The sequence below is a fragment of the Rhizobium sp. 22-785-1 genome (assembly GCF_053521965.1).
This window is the reverse complement of record NZ_JBNWDI010000010.1, coordinates 132,257-155,439: the sequence shown is the minus strand read 5'-3', so window position 1 is coordinate 155,439 and position 23,183 is coordinate 132,257. Positions and strand designations below refer to the sequence as shown.

Here is a 23,183-nt window from a genome sequence, read left to right as displayed (position 1 = left end):
CCAGCCCCGTCAGCCGGATGATCATAGACCCTACCGGCGTTGACCAGAACATCCGCCTTTTGCGCATCACGAGGCCTCGCATCGCACCCAAAGAACAATCGTAGTTGAGGTACGGCAACCGAACGCGACAGGCTTGTCGAAACTAGTCACGCTACCAGCGGGCTGGACTTTACCTCGCGCGCCCGACCGACGCGTTTCGTAACTCTCAACGCAACCGCGTCTCCATCTAAAAGTGCGCCTCTAACACCATCGGCAATACCCGTTGCCACGAAATCGGCATCGATGTCCTCAGCAGCGATCAGGCTTTCTTTCTCGTCATCGATACCTGGTATGACGATCCCAACCCGCAGCCTCGGCGTCTGTCGTTTCAGGCGACGCACCGCCTGTCGGGCATGCGCCTTTGACTCTGGGTTGAGAAACGCGATGACGACTGTGTCTATGTCTTTAAGCGACAACAAGTTGATAGTTGATCCACTGACCGCCGTATGCTCGGCTTGGGACACTGTGGCGCCTTGTACAGCGAGTACCTGCGCAACCATCGAAGCTGCGGCATCGTCCATCGCACCTCTGCCACCTATGCAGAGAACACACTTAGGTATTGCCTCCGACCGAGCAGGTTTTTCAGTTGCTTCAGGTTCGGTGGTACCGGTGTTCTCGCGTTCCGCCTGTTCCTCAGTGGCAAGCTCAGCAAGGTTGCCAATAAGTGTCTGGGTTGTGGAGGCAAACAGCGCGATTTGCGCTTCAGTCATTACGCCTCGCTGACGGTCAAGTTCACCGAGTTTAAGCGCTGGAAATCCCACTTGTTCGTAGTAGTCGATGAGGTCCTCCGCTTCTAGAAAATCTTCTGCGTTATCGGTTGCTTCGTTTGGATCTCCGGCAAGAAGTCGCTGATAGAGCTTCTCCTGAGGCTGTAGAACTGGCTCATTTCCAAGAAGAACATCCAAAAAGCTGAACTGCGGTACGTGGCGTCCAAGGACCACGAGACAAACTGTAAGGGGTGTCGAGAGCATTAATCCCACGGGGCCCCAAAGCCATGACCAAAATATCGCTGAAACGATGATAGCAAGGGGGGAGAGGCCGGTATGGCTTCCATAAAGCCAAGGCTCGACAACATTGTTGCTCACCAACTCGGTTATTATGAATAGCGTTGCGACCCACGCCACCAAAGACCATCCGGGCGCAATCGCGAGAGCCAGGAACATTGGCAAAATCATCCCGATCACAGGACCGATATAGGGAACGAACCTTAGTACGAGCGTCAGCACTCCCCAGAGAATTGCGTTCGGAATCCCGAGCAGCCACAGCCCTATTGCAATAGGGAGTGCGTAGAGCGTATTCACGACAAGTTGCATCAAGAGATATTTGCCAACACGCTTTCCAGCATCCTGAAGCGCGGCTGTCGTTCGGTGCAAATCACCCAAACCGACAAGCCGGATAAACCGATCGCGCAACTCTTCCCGCTCCAATAGCATAAAGATCACGAGCACGATGACCAGACCAGCCGTCGCGAAGGGACTGATGAGCGGAAGAATAAAGTTGCCGAGTGTCTGTACCGGATTGGAGCGCGTGATGATTTCCACAGGCATTGGGTCACGCCTGGACGATTGAGGAACCCCATCTTCCTTACTCTCTTCGGCAGTGTCCTGCATTTCCAAACCGATGCGCTCGACCACCTTGCTGACATGCTCAAGTACACCGTTACCGGATCCCGCGTGGCTTAGAGCCTGCACCTTTGAGACGATGTTCCGTTGATAGGTGGGAATATTGTCCGCCAAGTTCGCAACCTGTCCGGCAACTATAAAGCCAAATACCGCGATAACAAAAAAAGCGCTCGCGACTGCCATGAGAACTGCGGCAATCTTGGGGACACGTCGCTTTCGCAGGAAGCTTACGATCGGTGCTAGGGTGAAGGTCAGCAGCAGAGCGAGTGCGAGCGGAATGAATACTTCTTGGCCAACGTAAAGAGTTATAGCGACGCCGATGAGGACGATTGTCGTCCGACCGGAAAGGGTCGGAGCCGCGATCGCACCCGAACTGATTGGGAATGCTGCCTCTGGAACTGCCTTTTTCACAATAGAGCTCACGCATTCCCCCTCGTTTGAAAGTGCTACCGTAAATTCCGGCCTAGCGGTAAACGCATCAAAGACAAAACTGATCGGCCACCGTGAAAAAATCTACGAGAGGGAAACCAGCGCTCATATTGTTTCGGAATACACGGCGCTGTACACGCTGGCGTTATCCTCTGGAGGTGTCATGAACGAACTGTAACCAGGGCGTGAGTGACTGACGTGATTAGTCAATCCTAATCGTATGGCCAGGCGCGGCGCAAACAAGATTTATCCGCTGCATATCGTCGGCATCAGCTCCCACAGGATTTGAACCAGAGGCGCTGTGTTGAGACATTCTCGTACGTCGAGATGTTGACCAATCCGATAGCTCATTTGCAATGCTCCAACCCTCGCTGCATGAAACAGGAGTGATCAGGGGCACTTTGGCATCAAACGTTTCAGCGGCGATAAACGACCGCTTTCCAGCCGGAACCAATCTCTAGCGCAAATCCCGTAACGCCAACTTGCAGCACCCGAAAGAACATCCTCATCTCTCGCATTTGGCAACACTGGCGCCTGGGCCGAAGCACCACATCGGCGGCGTCGGGTTTGCGATGCGCATTCCCCAATTCCCCTCCCCCAAGTCCAAAGTCGGACATCGCGCTACGATGCTGAATTCGCGCATTTGTTGCCGACTTACGGTTCAGACCAAGTATAGCCGCGCAGACTAAGACGACCATCACGGGAAGGTGCGCAGCCGAGTGGTTGCGCCACCAAATGCACCGCTCGGGTACCAGGTTTCATTCAACCGATGACCTTGTGGAAAAAAGCTTAAAGATATATCATTAAGCCTAATAGAACAGTGCGCTTCTTTTGCGTTTAAATGCCAAAATCTCGGCAGACAAGCGACAAGAGGGCATCACTTGAATTGCTTCGTTGAGCGGCCTCCGACGCGGCTTATTTTAAATTTTTGTATCTCGCCGGGCTTCACCGAAGTTAATAGCCTGATATGATTGATACACGAAAATCGGAATTCCCCCATGGCCAACGCCAATTCGCCGACACCTCTCTACTACCGGGTCTACGCCGTTATGCGAGAGAGAATTATTCGGGGCTATTATCAGAGCGAAACACCAATACCGAGCGAAGCCGAGCTGGCTGAGACTTTTTCTGTCAGTAGAATTACGATCCGAAAAGCAATGGAAATGCTGACCAAGGAGCGGTTGGTCACACGCACCCGTGGACGAGGTACATTCGTCAGCGACCGGTCGAAGGAAAATCAGCTTAACCGCGCTGTTGTATCAAACATCGACGGCCTTTTAACGTACTTGAACACCGTCGGAGAAAGCACAAGACTGAAAGTGGTCAGCCTTGATCGCGGGGAAGCGCCGCCACGCATTTGCGCGAGCATGAATGTAGCACCACAAGCCGAGTTAGTGCGATCCGCGAGGGTGCGCGCGCTGGATGGTCGTCCATATTCTCTGTCGATAGCCTATCTGCTGCCGGAAATCGGAGGCTCGCTGAAGCGTAAGGATTTGGCGACAACGAACATGATCGATCTCGTCCAGCAAACCGGCGCTGTGGTCGAAAAAGTCGAACAGACGCTAACTGCAACACTCGCGGACGACTATGCTGCCAAGCATCTCAATATCCCCGTAGGTGCGCCGCTTATGCTTGTCACGCGCTTGTTTTTCGATAAAGCAGGCAAGGCTTTTTACGCAGCTGAAATTTTTTACTGCGCTGATCGCTACGAATACCGCGTATCGCTCACGCGCGAGGATGGAAAGAACTTCGCCATCGGCAAATAGCAAGCTCATGAAGCTATTCTGAGGCGCAGCCGTCCACTCCCAGTTTCTGACCCGCACATCGACGCCAAGTCGTTACCTGCAAATCTGCCTTATGCGCCCCACTCTATCCAGCGAGTTGGAAGAATAGACGTCCTCAATCAGCCTCGACAAGGGCTCCCGACTTCATCATCGCGTGAAGCAAGTCAAGGCGCGGCGCCACCGGAGCAGGATATGCCTCGCGACCGTGGGTCAGGCCTAGAGCCAAGAAAGTTTCGACGAGCTTGTAGGTGAGCGGACCAGGATTAACGACTGGCACGGGAAGGTTGGCGGACAAGTACTCTCCCGCCTGATGCATGGTGGTGGAACCAAGGCAAATAACGTCGGCGCCATCTTCCTCGACGCAACGCATCGCAACATCGCGCATGCGTGGGAAAACCGTATCCGTCTTGCCGTCAAGCAGGTTTGAAAAATCTGGCGGCTGGTCAAAACTGCGGACTGACGCGCATTGCCGCTCGAAGCCATATTCACGAATTGCTTTACGATATCGCGGCAGGGCTGGCTCCCACTGCGCGAGGACAGAGAACTTGGCGCCGAGCGTCAGCGCGTATAGCATTGACGCCTTCCCCGCGCCGATAACGGGAATGGAAAGCACCGATCGCAGCATAACCATGCCGCTATCCGACATCGTATCGATACAGACCGCGTCGAAGCCCTCGGCCTCGGCATTACACCCCGCCTCAAAGATCGCGAGATCCATCAGTCCCCAATCGTGCGGTGACATGAAGGATGAGGGCCCACAAGTGACGGGACGATAAGTAAGTTCCCATTCCTGCGGTAAAGGTACGTATCGCGACTGCGCTTCGCGATTGCGAACGCCTTCCGCATCAAGAGCGAACGGTACAATGACGAGAATACGGGTCATGGCTTGCTCCCCAGAAACGCGGCGCCGGCTGCGCCGATGGCGCGGATCATATCGTATTTGGGTACAAGCGGCGCAGGCCATGTGGCCTTGCTATGAGTGAGCTTGAGATCAAGCGCAATCGCGGCAAGCTTGTAGGTCAGGGGGCCAGGATTGATGACCGGCACGCCAATACGCTCGGAAAGCCAGGAGTGTGCTTCGTGCATGGTCGTTGACCCGAGGATCAGAACCTGCGCGCCATCCTCCTTGACGCAGTTCTGCGCCGCCTCCAGAAGCAGCGGAAACACCGCGTCTTCCTTGCCCGACAGCAGGCTCTTATTGTCTGGGATAACGCCAATGGAGCGCATTGATGCGCATTTATGCTCCATGCCAAGCTCACCGAGCGTCTTGGTGTAGAGCATCTTCCAACGATCCCACATCATCAAGATGGAGAATTTATCGCCAAGCATCTGCGCGACCAGCATCGAATGCCGCCCGGGCGCGATGACGGGAATGGACAAGACAGATCGCAGCATCGACATACCGCTATCCGACATCGTATCGATGCAGACAGCATCGAATCCTTCCGTCTGAGCATCCAGACCGGCATCGAGAATGGAAAAATCGGCAAGCGCCATATCGTGCTGGCTGGAGTAATTCTTTGGGCCCATGCGTACGGGGCGATAATGGAATTCAATCCCGGGACCGAGATCAACTGCCTTCATCTGTGCTTCACGACGGGCGAGAACCTCTTCTCCCATCGAAAACGGTACAATGACCATGACCTTCTTCATGAAATCCTCCTTGAGACGATTGACGCGCCACTGCGAAAATAAAGTCCTGTGCCTTTTACATTTCAGCAGCGACGCGGGCGGCACTGATGCCAGCCAAACGACCGAAGCCCGTGGCAGATAATAGGCCGTTGCCCGAGAGATAACCGTAGTTTGAATCGCCGGAGACGCCACGCGCAGCTCCCCCTCCCGCGAAAAGGTTTGGCAGCGGTGTGCCATCGTCACGCAGCACACACGCAGCGTCATCGATAACCAAGCCACCCTGCGTGTGAAACAGCGCCCCGTTGACTTTCACCGCATAATAAGGCGGCTTCAGCACCTGATCGGCGGGAAAACGTCGCCCGAAACGATCCGGCTCACCCGTGCGAGCCGACACTTCGATCGCATCAAACTCCCGGTTTAAGTTATCGGCAGGAACTCCGATGGTCGCCGCCAATTCGTCCAGTGTATTTGCTGTCTTTACTGCACCTAGCTTACGGATCTCACGGTAATCGTAAAATCCCATCGCTGCGTCATCTCCGCTGGCATCGTAGATGTCCCAGGCAACATGATCCGGTTGCGCCGCGACCTCACAGCCATGTTCGGAGTAACCGCGCATCTCATTGGAGAAGCGTTTTCCCTCCGTATTGATAAGCACGCCACCCTTTGTGATGACGGCCCAGGTCAATGGTAGCGAATGTGGGTGCGCAACAGACCCATGGCCCTGATAGGCGCCCATGTCGGCAACTGCCGCTCCTATCTCGATCCCCCACTTGATGGCGTCCCCCGTATTGGAGAGGTGGCCGCAGCATTCGGCATCGGCGATTTCGGGAATATAGCGGCGCACCATCTCCGCGTCGCCAGCAAAGCCGCAGCAGGCAAGAACCAGGGCTTGGCAGCCAAGCGTCTCAAGCACGCCATCCGGACGGCGGAAACGCACACCCTTTATGCGATGAGTATCATCGACATAAAGATCCTCGACCGAAGCGCCCGTCACAAGATCGATACCGGCATTTGAAACAGCGGAAAGCAGGGATTGCTCCAGATCCGCTCCCGTACGGCTTTTCGGCCCATGCATGCGCATTCTGGAATGACCGGGATAGGTGAAGCCAGTTACCAGTTCGAACTCGACTTGATGCTTATCCATCAGCCAGTCGATCATCGGCCCTGCCGTTCTGGCCAGCACCAGCGCCTGATCATACGGTGTGCGATCATGGGTCTTCGCAACGAGGTCTCGCGCAAACAATTCCGGGCTGTCGTCGATTCCGGCGTCCTTCTGCAATTTCGTGCAGGGAGCCGGGATCAGGCCTGCGGAAAGAGACGTCGAACCGCTGGGATTTTCGTCCCGTTCCAAAATGAGAACCTGCTGCCCTTCATCATGGGCCGAAAGCGCAGCAACCAGACCACAGGCGCCGGCACCGACGACGACGACTGGTATTTCGAAGTCGAACTCCACGCCTTCAGCGCTTAGAACTGTCATGTCACGCACCTCTGCTCGGTAATAGTCGAAAGGCATGGCAACCTGCCTTCGGTTAAAGTCAGTACCCTGTGCGGCTTGCTTCCGGTGTGCCGTAACGGGCTTCGAGTTCTTGCACTTCGGCCATACGCGCGGTGTCGAAGAATTGCTTGAAGTTCATGACGTGGGGCGCGACAGAGGCGATCGTCTCTTCGGTTTTCAAGACTTCCAGCGTCTTGCGGGCTGCCTCGCAGGCCGACAGCAGCAACCAGTTGGGATAGATGATGAGTTTGAAACCCAGCGCCTCAATCTCCGAACGAGTGAGGAAGGGTGTCTTGCCAGAAGTCGCCATGTTGTAGAGGAGCGGAATGCCGGGGAATCTCGGCGCGATGTGTGGCAGATCGTCCGGACCGGGACTTTCGATGAAGATCACGTCGGCACCGGCCTCGCGGTACAGCTCACCGCGGTCGAAGGCAGCATTGCGGCCTTCCAGGGCCAGTACATCTGTGCGGGCAATCACCACGAAATCCGGATCGATGCGGGCATCCACAGCCGCCTTTATCTTTGCTACCATGTCGGCTGCAGGGATCACCTGCTTTCCGGCAAGGTGGCCGCAACGCTTTGGCAAAACCTGATCCTCGAGATGAACGGCAGCAACGCCTCCGCGCTCATAGAGCTGGATTGCCCGCCGCACATTGAGAGGACCGCCGAACCCGTTATCGGCATCAGCAATCAGCGGCACATCGGAGGCATCGGCAATGCGAGTGGCGTTATCGACCATTTCCGTCATCGTCAACAATCCGACATCGGGAAAGCCGAGCCGCGTTGCCGATGTACCAGCACCGGTCATATACATGGCATCGAAACCTGCCTCCGCGACAAGGCGGGCATACATGGCATCCACGACACCTGGAGCCATGAGGGCTCTCTCGCCTGCAAGCAACTGCCGCAGACGCTGGGTCCGAGTGAGAGACATAATCTTCTCCAATTCTTCTAAAATTTTGGAGCGCTCCGGCCGCACCATCGGCCGGGACGCGGATTTACATACCGAGATAGGCCTTGCGCAGTTGCGGATCTGCAAGCAGCGTGGCTGCCTCGCCCTGCATGACGAAACGGCCCTGTTCGATGACATAGGCACGCCCGGCAACGCCGAGCGATTGCATGACGTTCTGCTCCACCAAAAGCACTGCAACACCATCGGCATTGATTTTGGTAATCAGCCCAAACATCTCTTCCACCATAATCGGCGACAGGCCGAGTGACGGCTCGTCGAGGATCAATAGTTCCGGCTCGGACATCATGCCGCGACCAATTGCAAGCATCTGCTGCTCGCCGCCCGAAAGCGTCCCAGCCGACTGAGGCAAACGCTCTTTCAAGCGCGGGAAGATCGCGCAGATACGCTCGAAGTTTTGCTTGACGTTGTTGCTTGCCCGCCGGAACGCGCCAAGCCTGAGGTTGTCAGCCACCGAGAGGTTGGGGAAGATCTTGCGACCCTCTGGTACATGCGCGATCCCGGCTGCCACGACATCGCGTGGCTTGCGTCCGGTAAGCGTTTCGCCCTTGAAGGAAATGGATCCTGCACTCGGCCTGATGAAGCCGGAAATCACATTGTTCAGTGTAGTTTTGCCGACCCCATTCGAGCCGAGAACAGCGACGACTTCGCCTCTTTCGATACGCATGTCGACACCCTGCAGAACAGCCATCGAGCCATAGCCTGCCTTGATACCGGAAACCTCAAGCATGGCTTTCCTCCTGCAAACGGGCAGCGGCCCCATGCCCCAAATAGGCCTCCACAACCGATGGATCCTTGACCAGTTCGCGAGGCGGGCCGTGAGCAATCATCTTTCCCTGGTTGAGGACGTAAGCCGTTTCCGCAAGGCTCATCACCGCCTGCATGACGTGCTCGATCATCAGAAAAGTATGCCCTTCGTCCCGAAGCTGACGGATGACAGCGACGATTTCGTTGATCTCAGATGGGATGAGGCCTGCCATGACCTCATCGAGCAGCAGCAGTTTGGCGCCGGTGGCAAGAGCGCGGGCGAGCTCCAACCGCTTCCGTCCGGCGATGGTGAGCGACGACGCAGGCCTGTCCAGCATGGTGCCCATGCCAAGGCGCTTGCCGACGTCACGCGCAATTGACATGGCCTCTTGCCGCTTGTGATGATGCAGATAGGCACCGACAGCAATGTTCTCTTGTACTGTCAGACCCGCGAAGGGCTGCACGATCTGAAACGTACGGATCATACCGAGTTGGCAAATGCGGTGCGGCGCAAGACCGGTGATGTCCTGACCAAGAAAGTGAACCGTGCCTTCATTAGGTTTGGTGAAACCCGCGATCATGGTGAAGCATGTCGTCTTGCCCGCGCCATTCGGCCCGAGCAGACCGACGATCGAACCTTCCGGGACGTCGAGGGATGCGTCGCTGACCGCCTTCAACCCACCGAAACTTTTGGAGAGATTACGGACCTCAAGCATTGTCGCTCTCCTTTTTGCCGCTGGCGCCGATCTTGGCGGCGAAACCCACCAGACCTTGCGGCAGGAACCTCAGCGCGCAGATCAACACGATGGCGTAAAGCACGAAGTTCAATCCCGGCGCGTTCGGCAACAGGTGCTTGGCGCCCTCGCCAAGAAGATGCAGTCCAAGAGTTCCGAGAAGCGGGCCCCACACGGTACCTGCACCACCGATGATTGGCCCGATCAGCGCCTCGATGGAGATCGCGGTGCCGTAAACGACATTGCTGTCAATGAAGAGCCAGAGTTGGAGATAGAGAACGCCGGCCAGGCCGCCAAACGCGCCCGAAATCGCCATGGCCTGAACCTTCACCTTGTAGGTATCGATACCAAGCGCCCGGGCGGCGTCCTCATTTTCGCGGATGGCGACAAGATAGGCACCAAAGCGCGAGTATTTGATGAGGGCCGTGAGCGCCACGACAAGCGCCACCACAATTAGCAGAGCGGTATAGGCCACGCTACGATCGCTGAACTGGAGAGTGGCAAATCCCGGATTCAACTTTAGCTGCAATCCGCTGCCGCCACCGGTAAAGTCGAAGGAGGATGCACAGATGCGCAACACCTCGGCGAAGGCAAGCGTGACGAGCGCGAAGTACGAGCCTCTCAATCCGTAGCGGAAAGCGAGCGCGCCGATAAAAGCGCCCGCCGCCGCGCCGGCAAGGATACCCGCACCAAAGCCGACCCAAGCGTTGAAACCATACTGCACCTGGAGGATGGCCGAAGCGTAGGCACCCATGCCGTAAAGTGCCGCATGGCCAAAGGACGACAGACCGCCAAAGCCACCTGTAATATTCCATGAAAGTGCAACGACAGCGACTATCAGTGCATTGATCGTGAACCCCATCCAAACCGGCGAGGAGGCGAAATAGATACCGAAAAGATACGCGACCGCCGCGATAATCAATGCGATCTGGCCAGTGGATTGCGACTTCATCATGCTGCCCTCCCGAAGAGACCGGATGGTTTGAAAAGGAGGATCAGAATGAACGCCAGGAAGATACCGATCTGACCGAGGCTTTCTCCGAGGAAGAGGCCACAAAGCGATTCAATGATGCCGAGCACCAGACCGGCAACAAGCGCACCGGGCAAGCTGCCCATTCCACCGAGAACGACGGTGGTGAAGGCGACCAGCACAAATGTGTAGCCGACCTGCGGCGTGACGTAGAACGTCGGGAGAAGAAGACACGCGGCAAGCGCGACGCAAGCCGTGCCGATACCGAAGCAGATTGCATAGGTATGATTGACATCGATGCCGACCAGTTCAGCGCCGCGCTTTTCAATCGCCACTGCGCGGATGGCGGAGCCGGTGCGCGTATGGGCCATAAACGCCCATAGCATCGGCGCGACCACAAGAGCAGCCACAAAAGCGATGACTCGGCCCAACGGAATAAAGGCACCAAACAATTCTACTGTGTCATACACATACGGGATGTCGATGCTGCGTGTATTAGACGTCCAGAAATACAGCGCGAGGTTCTCGATGATAATCGAGACAGCCAGCGTGAGAAGAAGGACATTCTGCTCTGAGCCGCTGCTCATCGGACCGATCAAGCCGCGCTGCAGCGCATAGCCAAGTCCGAAAAACACTGGAAGGACGATTGGAATAGCCAGGTAGGGATCGAGCCCAAAGTAGCTATTGAGAAAATAGACCGCATAAAGCGCCAGCATCAGCAGGCTGCCATGGGCAAAATTGATGATGTGTAGAACACCATAGATCAGGGTAAGGCCAAGCGCGACCAGCGCGTAAACCGCTCCCATCATAAGCCCGCTCACCACGGCCGGTAGGATCAGTGTCGACATCCGGGATGCCTTTTCTCGTCCGTCGAACGCTCCCGCCGAACGGGCGGGAACGTTCGATGCTGGTTTCACTTCGGGGCGGGAATCGGGAACACGGCCTCAGCAGTGGCGTATTCCTTCGGGAAGACCAGTTCGATGGTCTCTCCACGCACCTGCGTATTGACAGGTTGCGAGCTCACGTTGTCGCCGTTGACGAAGTTCGTAGGGCCGTAAGGCATGATCGACTTGTCGAAGGTAGATGCGGCAAGAGACTCAATTATCTTCTGACGATCCGTCGATGCGGCACGCTCCAGCGCATCCGCTATAAGTTGGATAGACGCATAAGAGACCATGATATCGTAGGTCATGTCGAGTTTGGCGTCTGCAACAGCCTTGGCCAACTCCTTGGACTCGTCCTTATTCGGATCGTACCAGTGATTGCAGTCCATCACATATTGGGCAATCGAGTTGTTCTCCCGAACGAACTTGATGTTAGAGGCGGCCCCACCGAGAACCGAATAGATGGCCTTCAACGCCACGCGCTGCTGCTGGATCGCCTTTGCCATCAGCGTGTATTCGTTGAGATAGTTAGACGGGATCAGAATATCGGCCTTGGAAGCTTTAACACGAAGGGCAATATTGGAGAAATCGCGCTGGGGAGTCGGGTGAGAAATGGTATCGACGACTTCAATACCCTGCTTTGGCAATTCGGCTGCCAAAATTTTCGCCATGCCCGAGCCAAAAGGACCGTCTTCATGAACGATCGCGGCCGTCTTGACCACTTTACCCGCCGCTTCGTTGAGCTTCTGGAGATTGCCGAGCGCGACGCTTGTGCATTTGTTGATGCCCGGCGTGAAGCGAAACACGTTTGTCAGCCCGCGTGAAACGATCGTTTCTGCCGTGCCGATGGAAACGACCTGCGCGAGATTGTATTTTGCCGCAGCCTGTGTGGATGCCAAGCCGAGAGCGGATGAAGAAGAGCCGGTGAAGGCACAGATTTCCTGCGCTGCAAGCGTATCAACGCCTGCAGCGGCGATTTCGGGCTTGCTCTGGGCATCGACCACGACGAGCTCGATTTTTGCACCGCCGAGGCTCTTGATGCCGCCGAGCGCATTGATTTTCTCGACCGCGAATTTGGCGCCGGCCGCACTCTGCGTACCATTATAAGCGAGCGCACCTGTCAACGGCTCCAGAACGCCGATCTTGACGGTGGGTGGTGCGGCTCTCAACAGCCCTGGCATGGCGAGCGTGGCAGCAACAGCGCCGGAAGCCTTCAAAAGTGTTCTACGTTTGACGTCAAAATCCATGTTTCAGTCCTCCCTTTTATTATGACGGTCCCAAGGTGAAAGCTGGCTCGCCCGTCAACGATCCAGCCAGCCATGCGAGGCTATCCGTATCCTTTCGAATGCTTCGATCTGCTCCAGATAGGTGAATGTCATCTCGATCTCGTCGAGCCCCTGCAAAATGCAGTCACGGGCAAACGCGTCGATAACGATCGGATGCGTGCCTAGATCTCCGGGCAAAATCAGTTTCAACCCAGCCAGATCGACCGTAACCTTCGCATCTGGAAAGCGCGCCAGGTGATCGGCGAGCGCCTGACAGCGCCCGGCTTCAAGTCGAACAGGTACAAGCCCGTTTTTTAGAGCGTTATTGTAGAAGATGTCGCCGAAGCTCGGCGCGATCACCGCCCGGATGCCGTGATCGACAAGTGCATAGACAGCGCCTTCGCGCGACGATCCGCAGCCAAAATTGTCTTCAACGAGCAGAATGGTCGCCTTGTCCGCGCCGGGGCGATTGAGCGGAAAGCCAGGATCGAGTTCTCCTGTTTCATCGCGACGAATGTCGTGGAACAGGAACTGTCCATAGCCCTGCGCGCGATCAGCCTTCAAAAACCGGCCCGGCAGGATCTGGTCGGTATCGCAATTGACGCCTGGAATAGCAATAACCATGGAGGCTTCCCTGGTGAAGGCTTTCATAGTTATCCTCCCTCAGATCCGGCGTACATCGGTAAGACAGCCACTGATCGCCGCGGCAGCCGCCATCGCGGGACTGACGAGATGCGTACGAGCGCCCGGTCCTTGCCGACCGACGAAATTGCGGTTGGAGGTCGATGCGCAGCGTTCACCCGGCCCAATAACATCGCCATTAATTGCGGCGCACATGGAGCACCCCGATTCACGCCATTCGAAACCCGCATCGATCAAGGCTTGCGCCACTCCCTCGGCCTCGGCTTGCTTTTTCACCTGCGTTGACCCGGGAACGACAATCGATGGAATAACGGCCTTGCGGCCTTTCAGAACCGCCGCCGCCGCCCTCAGATCTTCGATACGGCTGTTGGTGCAGGAACCGATGAACACCTTGTCCAGCTTCAATCCGTCCAGTGCGATGCCCGGCTTCAGATCCATGTACTCCAGCGACTTAGCGGCTGACTTACGCTTGTCGGCATTATCGAAAGTCGCTGGATCCGGCACGCGGCCATTGATCGCAACGGCATCTTCCGGGCTGGTGCCCCATGTGACCATCGGTGCAATATCTGCACCGTTCAACGTGATTTCACGATCGAAAACCGCCTCATCGTCGCTCACGAGCTCGCGCCATCCGGCAATCGCCGCATCCAATTCTTTCTCAGACGGTGCATAATGACGCCCCCGCACATAGGCGAAGGTGGTATCGTCCGGCGCTACCATGCCGAAACGCGCAGCCGCCTCGATCGACATGTTACAGAGCGACAGGCGTCCTTCGATCGAAAAGTCCCGCACCACCTGCCCGGCGAACTCAATCGCATGGCCACCCGCGCCTGCCGCGCCAATCTTGGCGATCAAGGCCAGCATCACGTCCTTGGCGGTAACGCCCTGCCCCAGCCTCCCGTCGATCGTTACACGCATCGTTTTAGGGCGGACCTGCCAAAGCGTCTGGGTGGCAAGGACATGGGCATTTTCCGATTGGCCAATGCCAAATGCGATAGCCCCCAAAGCACCTTGAGTGGAGGTATGGCTGTCAGAACAGACGATTGTCAGGCCAGGCAGAGTGATGCCCTGTTCGGGCGCGACCACATGGACAATACCCTGTTCCCGGCTCGATATGCCGAAATGGCGCACGCCTGCCCATTCCATGTTCTCGTCGAAGGTGTCGATCATCTTGGCGATGGCCGGGTTTGCAGCATCGCTGGAACTGCGGCCAAGTGTTGGGACATAGTGATCGGCGACGCCAAAAATCTGCTTTGGGCGACGTGGTTTCAGGCCGCGCCGTTTCAAATCGGCAAAAGCGTGGAAGCTTCCCTCGTGGATCATATCGCGGTCGATATAGAGCAGCGAAGGCCCGGAAGGATGGCGCAGAATTTCATGCGCGTCCCAAATTTTGCCCAGCATTGTGCGTGGTGCGCTCATCTGCGCCATGATCGTTGTTCCCATCGTTCGGCTTTCCGCCTTATGATGACCGGCGCCTATCAGGCGCCAATCTTTCGCGACAATCAGCCTTGAGCACGGAATGCATTGGCGATCTCGCCGGCCGGCGCATTCCAGACACCGTCATGTGAGACGATATAGTCCAAGGCCTCACGCAGATATTCGATGCGGTAAGGCATGCCGGACACCCAGCTGTGCAAAGGCAAGCTCATGACGCGCCCGCCATAATCGGCGCTCTCGCGGTACAGCACGTCAAAACGATCCTTGACCTGCTGCACCCAGTCAGCCTCGGACTGGAAGTATTCGTCCGCAACCACTCGGTCATCCGTCTCATACGCCATCGGCATGGCAAGCAGCGGACCATGGCTTGTCTTCATTTCATAAGGCAGGTCGTCATTGGCCCAGTCGAGCCCGTAGGTGACGCCGTTTTTCGCCAGAATATCTGGCGTATTGAAGCCTTGGGCGCGGCCCGGCGACAGCCAGCCGTCGACCTTTTGCCCGCTTTCCTGGCGCAACAGAGCCAAAGCCTCGGCAATAATCGCTTGTTCCTCGTCTTCGCCAAGGCCGGAATGATGCACCTTGCCCATGTCGAGACCATGAGCGACGATTTCATGCCCACCATCGATAACGGCTTTGATGAGTGCTGGATAACGTTTGGCAATGATGCCGTTGATAGCGACACTGGTCTTCAAGCCCTTATCGCCAAGCAGCTTCAGGACGCGGTAGATACCGACCCGATTGCCATAATCACGATTGGTGTAATAGCGGAAGTCCGGATAGGGCATGGACAAGGCGCCAGGCGCCTTGAATGGCTTTGAAGGCATGTCGAGCGGAAAATACTGGACATGCGTCACGATCGACAGCGCGATGCGAGCATGGTTCGGCCAAACGATCGGTTTGCGCTGAAACATATCAGACCATTCGTACCGGTCATGATCCATACCATAGCGACGCGCGGGATATTCGAGATAGCTGTCGGGCATCGGCATCAGCGCGCTCCCTCTGCTGCATGGTGAGGTGCGTTATGTGCGGTCATCGCCGCGCTCATGGCGTCATAAGCACCAGATGCGTGATAGGCTTCGGCTATTTCACGCCCTGTCGTCTGCCAGACGCCCTCATGACCTGCGATGTACTCAATAGCGTCGGCAAAGGCATCGATGCGATGCGGTTGGCCGACGAGATAGGGATGCAGCGGAATGCACATCACTGTTCCGCTCTCGTCGCCTTCCTTGTAGAGTTGGTCGAACTGCCGCTTGATGATTTCGCCATAGTGGCGGGGCGTCACCTTCTGCGTGTTATAAACGATGACATCGTTCATCTCGAGCGAATAGGGCATCGAGATCAGCTTGCCGGACTTGACCTTGACCGGCATCGGCTGGTCGTCATGAAACATATCGCAGGTGTATTGGATGCCGGCTTCCGCGAGAATGTCCATCGTCCAGAAATTGTTGGACAAGGCGGGAGAGAGCCAGCCCGCCAGCTTCTGGCCCGTATGATTGCGCACGGTTTCGAAAGCGTCGCGGATGATCGTCCGCTCCTGGTCGATATCGAGATTGTAGACATAGCGCGTATTGTAAATGCCGTGCGAGAAGAACTCCCAACCGCGATCGGCGCAGGCCTTGATGATTTCTGGATGGTGATCGCACAGCGCAACATTCAGCGATACCGAGCCGCGAAAACCCGCCCTGTCCATCGCAGCCATCATGCGCTGCCATCCCGCGCGGTTACCGTAATCGCGGTGCGAATATTGCAGCACATCCGGATTCGGGCGGGCCCAAGGGGTGCGGGTTGGGTTGTTCGGCGGATCATATTCGTAGAATTCAATATTCGGCGCGATCCATACGGCAATTTTTTTATTACCGGGCCAGACAATCTTTGGCCGGTTCGGCCACGGCAGATAGTCGTAAAGACCGAGATCGGAACGCATGGGATTTGCTTCGGCAGCCATCTTAACGCTCCTCGGGCTTATAGGCCTCGTACCACGCGATAGCCTCGGCAACCGGAATCACATCGCCGTATTTGACCGATATGTCGTAGAGGTTGGCGAAATGCGGGCTTTCATGCTTATCCGCCACGCACTCTTCCGGAACGACCACGCGGTAACCTCGAGAGATGGCATCAACCACACAGGCACGAACGCAACCGGATGTAGACCCACCAGTCAAAACCACCGTGTCGCACTGATGCCAAACCATGAGCGACTGCAGATTGGTTTCGTGGAACGGCGATGCCATGCGCTTGTTGATAATGATGTCCTTGACATGATCGATTTCGAGCCGCGGATCGAACTCGGCGCGCCGCGATCCAACCTTGATGTTCTGGAGCGAATCCGGCGTATCGGTGCGCGTTCCCCACACGCCGCAATCCTCGCCGGAATCCATATAGGCAACATACGTCCACGTCGTTGGCAGACCCTTTTTACGTGCGAGACCGGAGAGTGTGTTGACGTATTCCAGCTGCTTCGGATCGGTCTCATAGGCCGTGACGAATTCTCCGACTTGGGTGTAGGCACACTGAAGATCGATATTGATCAACATTGGCTTGCGCCCAAAGCCGAAGCGCTTGCGGGTGGGATTTGCCCTGGCGTTTTCAAAGAGCTGACGCGCCGTAAGGGACGATGTTTCCATGAGAATTCCTCCGTTCTCATTTGCGACTGGCCGTAGCTGCGAACCGAAAAAATCAGGCGCTCAAACCATTCAATTACTCATAATGTTATTACTTTATATCTTTTGTAAAGACGGAAATTTTCGAAATTTGAAGCCGATCCACCAACGCACGCGAGATCCGGGAAGCTCAATTTTCCCGTGTTGCAGCCAGCAAAAACGAAGACAGTGCTTCACATCTCGTCCAGCAACTGGTCGCTATGACCCAGGTAAGATTGAACTCGGCGCGTGAGAATAAGAGATGACTGCGGTGTACAAGCAGCGGTCATGATCTATCGGGGCCAGCGGATACAAAGCTTGAGCGGCCGACGCTCATTCGCGACCAGCCAAATACCCGTTTGAATCCGCACTTGGCATATATTAAAGCACCAGTTACCTGTTGCCCCTAAGGTTGAGTTGAGCTGGTTACTCACCTCCTCCGGCTTCAGATCAGGAAACCCGATGACCGATACTCTAGATTCCGATATCTTCAACCTTGCGCCGATTGCCATGTGGATCGAGGATTTCAGTGGAGTGCAGGAGCTGTTTCACCATTGGCGAGCCGAAGGTGTGACGGACATCAGGTCATTCCTTAAGCATGACCGGGATCGGGTTATCACCTGTTCGTCGCGGATACGCGTCCTTAGCGTCAATGCAAAGACACTGCAGCTATTTGAGGCAAAAAGCCTCGAACACCTGACAGCTAATATTGCCGCAATCTTCCGCGATGACATGCTAGATACGCATATCAATGAGTTGGCGGCGCTTTTTGATGGTGAGACGACGTTTTCGAGCACCACAGTCAATTATACCGTCTCCGGCCGAAGGCTTGACATCCAGTTGCGCGGTACCGTCCTGCCTGGCCATGAGAAAACGCTTAGCAGGCTTCTTTTAACGACCGAAGACATCACAGATCGCGAGGATGCTCGGCGTGCCGAAGCGCTGCAGCGGCGCCAGGCTGAAGGCGTCTTTGAGCATTCGCCAGTGTCGCTTTGGATTGAGGACTTCAGCAGGATCCGCACCCTTATCGAAGACATCCGAGATCGCGGCATCAGCGACTTCCGAACATTCATGGACGTTCACCCGGAGTTTGTACGCCAGTGCATGAGTGAGATCAGGGTGATCGACGTCAATCAGGCGACCCTTGATCTATTTTGCGCAAAAGACCGCTCCGACCTTCTGCAGCGGATCGGCGACATTTTCCGCGACGACATGGAGAAGCCATTTAGAGAACAGTTGATGGAGCTTTGGAACGGGAGGCTTTTTCATCACCGCGAAGTCGTCAATTATGCGCTGGATGGTTCAGTCCGTCACATCCTGCTGCATTTTTCCGTGTTTCCCGGCTACGAAAGTGATTGGTCGCGCGTCCAGGTGGCCCTCGCCGACATTACAGCACGCAAGAAGGCTGAAGCCTATCTCGAATATCTCGGCAAACATGACGTCCTGACCAAACTCTACAATCGCGCTTTCTACGCCGACGAGATGAACCGGCTTGAACGTAAATCGCTGCGTCCCGTCTCTGCGATCATCATCGATCTTAACGGCTTAAAAGAAGCAAATGATCAGCTGGGGCACGATGCGGGGGACGGACTACTGCGCCGCTTTGGCGAGATTCTCAACGGCGCCGTCGCTACACCGAACCACGCATGCCGCATCGGCGGAGATGAGTTCGCGATTCTTATGCCCGGCGCCGATGCGAAAGCCGCTGGCACGATGATGGAAACAATCACCGAACTCCTCAGAATTAACAATCAGTTTTATTCAACTCTACCGTTGAGCATGTCCTACGGCGTCGCCACAAGCGAGGCCGATGAGTCAATGGAATCAGTCGTTAAGCGTGCCGATGCACTCATGTACGAGAACAAGAAGGCGCATTATGTAGCCATTGAACTCGGAGGCGAAATGCCGTTAGCCAAGACCCGAACACTTTAGAGGATCGAAACAAAAGGCCACCTATGCGATGGGATTGGTTCTTCCACCGGTCCACACGTTTTCGGATCGGGCAAAATTGTACTGAAGATGCTCTTCTTTGGAAATATCCAGAAACTCGGCAGCACAGAGCCTCACTTTCACAAGAGCAAAAGCCGTTGGCGGGATCGAGCCCCGACGAGTTGGAGCGCCGCTCTCTTCAGGAATTTTATCGTCGGCTTTCGGGCTTTCAACACAGGGGAAAAAGGAACGGCGAGTGCGATCGCTGAGCTTCGTCCACTGTAAAAGTCGTTCCTGTTCGTCGCTCACAACATACGCTTGGCCAGAAAGCCTGATCTGGCTCCAGGTTGAAGCGTCGTAACCAACGAGAGAAACTTCGTTATTGAGAAGGATTTGAGCCACCTTCCGAGAACCGGCTTCCGTCACAAAAAACAGTTCCCCCGGAGTCCTTCTAAACTGTCGCAGAACAATCGTTCTGACAGCCGGCTTATTGGCCTCATCCATACTGGCTAGCTGTAGCAGATTGAACGGAGAGCCCGACTTCACTCCGTCTTCGAGTGCCGACCAGATATGAAGGAGCACTCTGCCCGCAGACGCGCCAGCGTCAAACTCTCCATCGTGCTCCATACGGTCGACCTCCATGACCATTGTTATGCGTAAACAAATTTGCTTGCCACGATGGGCACAGGGAGAAGCTCAATCTGCGCGCTTCGCCTTGCTCTTGTTCCAGCACCGCCATGCTTCAGACAAAACGATCAGATTAAAGCACTACATGGAAATCATCGGAAACAATATGCCCGAAGACGTGTACTCATTTCTGATGATCGGAGCAGCAGGGCTCGTTGCGGTTTGGTTCGCATTCTTCATCATAAGAAAGCTACTAACCGTTACAGTGATCGCCGTTGTTGTTATCGGCGGCCTGATCGCGTGGCACAATCCGACCGCGCTTCGATCCGCGCAGGACTTTGCGATGACAGCATACGATCAATTGCGATACCGAACGACGACAGACTAAGCATAGCGCCGTCGCCGAAGACGAAACGCCGGGTATGTAAAGGCGAGCTCAATCGACCCGAGTCCATAATGATGCGTGGTCCGCCATCTGGTATTCCGCGCGCGGCACGCGCCTTCAATCTGGCTTATAGCTGTGACGCGCAAAAAATCGTTCGAGGTCGCGTTGCTCCGGGGCTTGCCCAGTGTAAATCTCGATGTACTCTGGGATCCGCTTCATACGCACTGAGATATTCTCTCTTGTCTGCATGGAAATGTAGCCGATTTGGACGAGATAGCTGGTCCGCGCGCGAACATCGGCATGATTTTCCGACTGACCGAAACGGATGAACATCTGCTTCAATGCCTCAAGCCGCACTTCATCAGCCGCCTGCACTTCCGCTCGTATATCGTCGGATGTCAACGCCCAGCTTCGCACTGCGAACTCGAACGGCGCATCGAAAAGACCGTTATCGACCCAGCAATCGAAAACGTTGAACATCGCCTCGACGACGCTCTCCGCATAGGCTTGCGTTTGCCTGACGATGTTTCCGGTATTCTTCTGGCGCCAACGCTCGATCAGGGCATCCAGAAGCTCTTCGCGATCTTTGAAGAACCAATAGAAGCTTGTCCTCGAAAGATTCAAACGCTTCGCGAGCGGAAGAATTTTTACCGAGTCGACACCGGATTCGATCAGCAAATCGTAAGCAGCGTCCAGCCAACCTTCTTGCGATCCTCTCCAACCACTTTCGTTTAATGTCTGCTCCATGGTCAACTATCTAACAAAACGAAATCTAGAAAACAACGGGAAATGTACATCGGTGAACACACAGGGTTCCACCGTGTTTTCAAAGTTGACATAGGTGTACATTCGAGTTTAGCGTCACTCGCATTTCCAGCCTGGAGACGCGCCATGTCTAACGATCCTCTTCTTCAACCATTCCAGTTGAAACATCTCACGCTGCGCAATCGGATTATCGTCACCTCACATGAGCCTGCCTATCCCGAGGACGGAATGCCGAAAGAGCGTTACCGCGCCTACACGGTGGAAAGAGCGAAGGGCGGAGTGGCGTTGACCATGACGGCTGGCTCCGCCGCTGTCTCAAAAGACAGCCCGCCCGTTTTCAACAATCTGCTGGCCTACAAGGATGAGATCGTCCCTTGGATCCGTGAGATGACGGACGCCGTACACGAACACGGCTCGGCCATCATGATCCAGCTGACTCACCTTGGTCGCCGTACCCGGTGGGACAAAGGTGATTGGTTACCGGTCGTTGCGCCATCGCATCACCGCGAACCAGCTCATCGCGCCTTTCCCAAGAAAATCGAGGATTGGGATATCGAGCGGATCATCAAGGATTTTGCCGATGCTGCCGAGCGCATGAAAGCCGGCGGCATGGATGGCGTCGAACTCGAAGCTTACGGTCACCTTCTAGAACAATTCACCTCACCGCTCACCAACGAGTTGGACGGCCCCTATGGCGGCTCACTCGATAATCGTATGCGGTTCTGTTTCGACGTGCTCAGCGCAATCCGAAAACGCGTCGGTGACGATTTCATCCTCGGAATACGCTACACGGCCGACGAACGCCTGCCCGGCGGCACGGGATCGGACGAGGGCCTGGAAATCTCAAGGCGCCTCAAGGACAGCGGACTGATCGACTATCTCAATGTTATCCGAGGCCATATCGACACCGATCCGGGCCTGACAGATGTCATTCCGATTCAGGGCATGGCCAACTCGCCTCATCTGGATTTTGCCGGGCAGATCCGTGCAGCCACTAATTTTCCGACCTTTCATGCGGCGAAAATTCCCGATGTCGCAACGGCCCGTCACGCAATCGCATCGGGCAAGGTCGATATGGTCGGCATGACCCGAGCTCATATGACCGACCCGCACATCGTGCGGAAGATCATGGAGAAGCGCGAGGACGATATCAGACCCTGCGTCGGCGCCAATTACTGTCTCGATCGGATCTATCAGGGCGGAATGGCATTCTGTATCCACAATGCTGCCACGGGCCGCGAGGTTGATATTCCCCACGCCATCTCGAAAGCTGATAAACGCAAAAAGATCGTGATCGTCGGCGCAGGCCCAGCCGGTCTCGAGGCTGCACGTGTCTGCGCGGAACGTGGGCACGAGGTGGTTGTCTTCGAGGCAGCCAACGATGCCGGCGGACAGGTACGTTTGACTGCGCAGAGCGAGCGTCGTCGCGAGATGATCAGCATCATCGACTGGCGCATGAACCAGTGCGAAAAACTCGGCGTTCAGTTCCACTTCAATACCTGGGCTGACACCGACACCGTAACAGCCGAAAGGCCGGACGTGGTGATCATCGCGACCGGCGGACTGCCGCACACCGAAATCCTGACATCTGGAAACGATTTGGTGGTGTCCTCTTGGGACATCATCTCGGGTGAAGTCAAACCGGGCACAAACGTTCTGATCTACGACGACGCTGGTGATCACGCAGCACTCCAGGCCGCCGAGACCGTGGCGAAGGCCGGTGCGAAAGTTGAAATCATGACGCGCGATCGCGCTTTTGCGCCGGAGGTCATGGGCATGAACCTGGTGCCGTATGTCAGGGCACTACAAAAGCTCGATACCACCTTCACTGTCACCTACACATTGACTGCGGTCGAACGCAGCGGCAACCAGTTGATCGCTCACATCGGCAGTGATTACGGTGGCGTGGATAAGCGCAAGACGGTTGATCAGGTGATCGTCAACAATGGAACACGCCCGCTGGATGAGCTCTATTTCGAACTGAAGCCCTTCTCCGTCAATGGCGGAGAAGTATCGCACAGCGCGCTGATCGCAGGCGAACCACAATCGGTGGTGCGCAACGACAGTGGCTCGTTCCAGCTCTTCAGGATTGGAGATGCGATAGCCGCCCGCAACACCCATGCCGCCATTTACGACGGCTTGCGGATCGCAAAAGACCTTTGAGGGAAATCCTCGTAGAAATGCT

Annotated in this window: 21 protein-coding genes; 4 read left to right on the top strand and 17 right to left on the bottom strand. The window is 55.8% G+C overall.

Annotated elements, in window-relative coordinates:
- Positions 1–146: 146 nt before the first annotated feature.
- Positions 147–2,039 (bottom strand): AI-2E family transporter, encoded by a 1,893-nt coding sequence (locus ACQZ5M_RS18975; protein ID WP_449080551.1) that lies wholly within the window; start codon positions 2,037–2,039, stop codon positions 147–149.
- 1,049 nt (positions 2,040–3,088) lie between these two features.
- Between ACQZ5M_RS18975 and ACQZ5M_RS18970 the strand changes: the two genes are divergently transcribed.
- Positions 3,089–3,856: a GntR family transcriptional regulator gene (locus tag ACQZ5M_RS18970; RefSeq protein WP_296018753.1), complete on the top strand. Its 768-nt coding sequence runs from the start codon at positions 3,089–3,091 to the stop codon at positions 3,854–3,856.
- 133 nt (positions 3,857–3,989) lie between these two features.
- On the opposite strand, the gene ACQZ5M_RS18965 is transcribed toward ACQZ5M_RS18970, so the two are convergent.
- The 14 genes from ACQZ5M_RS18965 to ACQZ5M_RS18900 form a co-directional block, all read right to left on the bottom strand.
- Complete coding sequence (locus ACQZ5M_RS18965) at positions 3,990–4,757, bottom strand: aspartate/glutamate racemase family protein (RefSeq protein WP_449080540.1); 768 nt, start codon at positions 4,755–4,757, stop codon at positions 3,990–3,992.
- Positions 4,754–5,527, bottom strand: coding sequence for an aspartate/glutamate racemase family protein (locus ACQZ5M_RS18960; RefSeq protein WP_449080539.1), 774 nt, complete (start codon positions 5,525–5,527; stop codon positions 4,754–4,756). The genes ACQZ5M_RS18965 and ACQZ5M_RS18960 overlap by 4 nt, the downstream gene beginning before the upstream one ends.
- Before the next feature lie 55 nt (positions 5,528–5,582).
- Complete coding sequence (locus ACQZ5M_RS18955; protein WP_449080538.1) at positions 5,583–6,983, bottom strand: FAD-dependent oxidoreductase; 1,401 nt, start codon at positions 6,981–6,983, stop codon at positions 5,583–5,585.
- A 58-nt stretch (positions 6,984–7,041) separates the two neighbouring features.
- Entirely contained in the window at positions 7,042–7,935 is an 894-nt protein-coding gene (locus tag ACQZ5M_RS18950; protein ID WP_296083348.1) for an isocitrate lyase/PEP mutase family protein, read from the bottom strand.
- A gap of 64 nt (positions 7,936–7,999) precedes the next feature.
- Positions 8,000–8,701 carry an ABC transporter ATP-binding protein gene (locus ACQZ5M_RS18945; protein WP_296018744.1) on the bottom strand — a complete coding sequence of 234 codons (702 nt, stop codon included), beginning with the start codon at positions 8,699–8,701 and terminating at the stop codon, positions 8,000–8,002.
- Positions 8,694–9,434 carry an ABC transporter ATP-binding protein gene (locus ACQZ5M_RS18940; RefSeq protein WP_449080537.1) on the bottom strand — a complete coding sequence of 247 codons (741 nt, stop codon included), beginning with the start codon at positions 9,432–9,434 and terminating at the stop codon, positions 8,694–8,696. Before ACQZ5M_RS18940 ends, ACQZ5M_RS18945 begins: the two co-directional genes overlap by 8 nt.
- Positions 9,427–10,407: a branched-chain amino acid ABC transporter permease gene (locus tag ACQZ5M_RS18935; RefSeq protein WP_449080536.1), complete on the bottom strand. Its 981-nt coding sequence runs from the start codon at positions 10,405–10,407 to the stop codon at positions 9,427–9,429. The genes ACQZ5M_RS18940 and ACQZ5M_RS18935 overlap by 8 nt, the downstream gene beginning before the upstream one ends.
- A complete protein-coding gene (locus ACQZ5M_RS18930; protein WP_296106101.1) occupies positions 10,404–11,270 on the bottom strand; it encodes a branched-chain amino acid ABC transporter permease in 867 nt (288 codons plus the stop codon). The genes ACQZ5M_RS18935 and ACQZ5M_RS18930 overlap by 4 nt, the downstream gene beginning before the upstream one ends.
- Before the next feature lie 65 nt (positions 11,271–11,335).
- Positions 11,336–12,553 carry an ABC transporter substrate-binding protein gene (locus ACQZ5M_RS18925; RefSeq protein ID WP_449080535.1) on the bottom strand — a complete coding sequence of 406 codons (1,218 nt, stop codon included), beginning with the start codon at positions 12,551–12,553 and terminating at the stop codon, positions 11,336–11,338.
- A gap of 54 nt (positions 12,554–12,607) precedes the next feature.
- Complete coding sequence (gene leuD, locus ACQZ5M_RS18920) at positions 12,608–13,222, bottom strand: 3-isopropylmalate dehydratase small subunit (RefSeq protein ID WP_449080534.1); 615 nt, start codon at positions 13,220–13,222, stop codon at positions 12,608–12,610.
- A 12-nt stretch (positions 13,223–13,234) separates the two neighbouring features.
- Entirely contained in the window at positions 13,235–14,656 is a 1,422-nt protein-coding gene (gene leuC / locus ACQZ5M_RS18915; RefSeq protein WP_449080533.1) for a 3-isopropylmalate dehydratase large subunit, read from the bottom strand.
- A 59-nt stretch (positions 14,657–14,715) separates the two neighbouring features.
- Positions 14,716–15,639, bottom strand: coding sequence for a polysaccharide deacetylase family protein (locus ACQZ5M_RS18910; protein ID WP_449080531.1), 924 nt, complete (start codon positions 15,637–15,639; stop codon positions 14,716–14,718).
- Positions 15,639–16,598: a polysaccharide deacetylase family protein gene (locus ACQZ5M_RS18905; RefSeq protein WP_449080530.1), complete on the bottom strand. Its 960-nt coding sequence runs from the start codon at positions 16,596–16,598 to the stop codon at positions 15,639–15,641. Before ACQZ5M_RS18905 ends, ACQZ5M_RS18910 begins: the two co-directional genes overlap by 1 nt.
- Position 16,599: 1 nt before the next feature.
- Positions 16,600–17,277 (bottom strand): isochorismatase family protein, encoded by a 678-nt coding sequence (locus ACQZ5M_RS18900; RefSeq protein ID WP_296018727.1) that lies wholly within the window; start codon positions 17,275–17,277, stop codon positions 16,600–16,602.
- Between the two features lie 477 nt (positions 17,278–17,754).
- Here ACQZ5M_RS18900 and ACQZ5M_RS18895 point away from each other — a divergent pair, with 477 nt between their 5' ends.
- Complete coding sequence (locus ACQZ5M_RS18895) at positions 17,755–19,224, top strand: diguanylate cyclase domain-containing protein (protein ID WP_449080550.1); 1,470 nt, start codon at positions 17,755–17,757, stop codon at positions 19,222–19,224.
- A 21-nt stretch (positions 19,225–19,245) separates the two neighbouring features.
- Here the strand turns inward: ACQZ5M_RS18895 and ACQZ5M_RS18890 are convergent, their stop codons facing one another.
- The gene (locus ACQZ5M_RS18890) at positions 19,246–19,848 is read right to left on the bottom strand and encodes a pyridoxamine 5'-phosphate oxidase family protein (protein WP_296083370.1); all 603 of its coding nucleotides are present in this window, start codon (positions 19,846–19,848) and stop codon (positions 19,246–19,248) included.
- 13 nt (positions 19,849–19,861) lie between these two features.
- On the opposite strand from ACQZ5M_RS18890, the gene ACQZ5M_RS18885 reads away from it, so the two are divergent.
- Positions 19,862–20,236, top strand: a complete 375-nt coding sequence (locus ACQZ5M_RS18885; RefSeq protein WP_449080529.1) for a hypothetical protein — start codon at positions 19,862–19,864, stop codon at positions 20,234–20,236.
- A 114-nt stretch (positions 20,237–20,350) separates the two neighbouring features.
- Here ACQZ5M_RS18885 and ACQZ5M_RS18880 read toward each other — a convergent pair whose 3' ends face one another.
- Positions 20,351–20,980, bottom strand: a complete 630-nt coding sequence (locus ACQZ5M_RS18880) for a TetR/AcrR family transcriptional regulator (RefSeq protein WP_449080528.1) — start codon at positions 20,978–20,980, stop codon at positions 20,351–20,353.
- Positions 20,981–21,124: 144 nt separating this feature from the next.
- On the opposite strand from ACQZ5M_RS18880, the gene ACQZ5M_RS18875 reads away from it, so the two are divergent.
- A complete protein-coding gene (locus ACQZ5M_RS18875) occupies positions 21,125–23,161 on the top strand; it encodes an oxidoreductase (protein ID WP_449080527.1) in 2,037 nt (678 codons plus the stop codon).
- Positions 23,162–23,183: the final 22 nt, after the last annotated feature.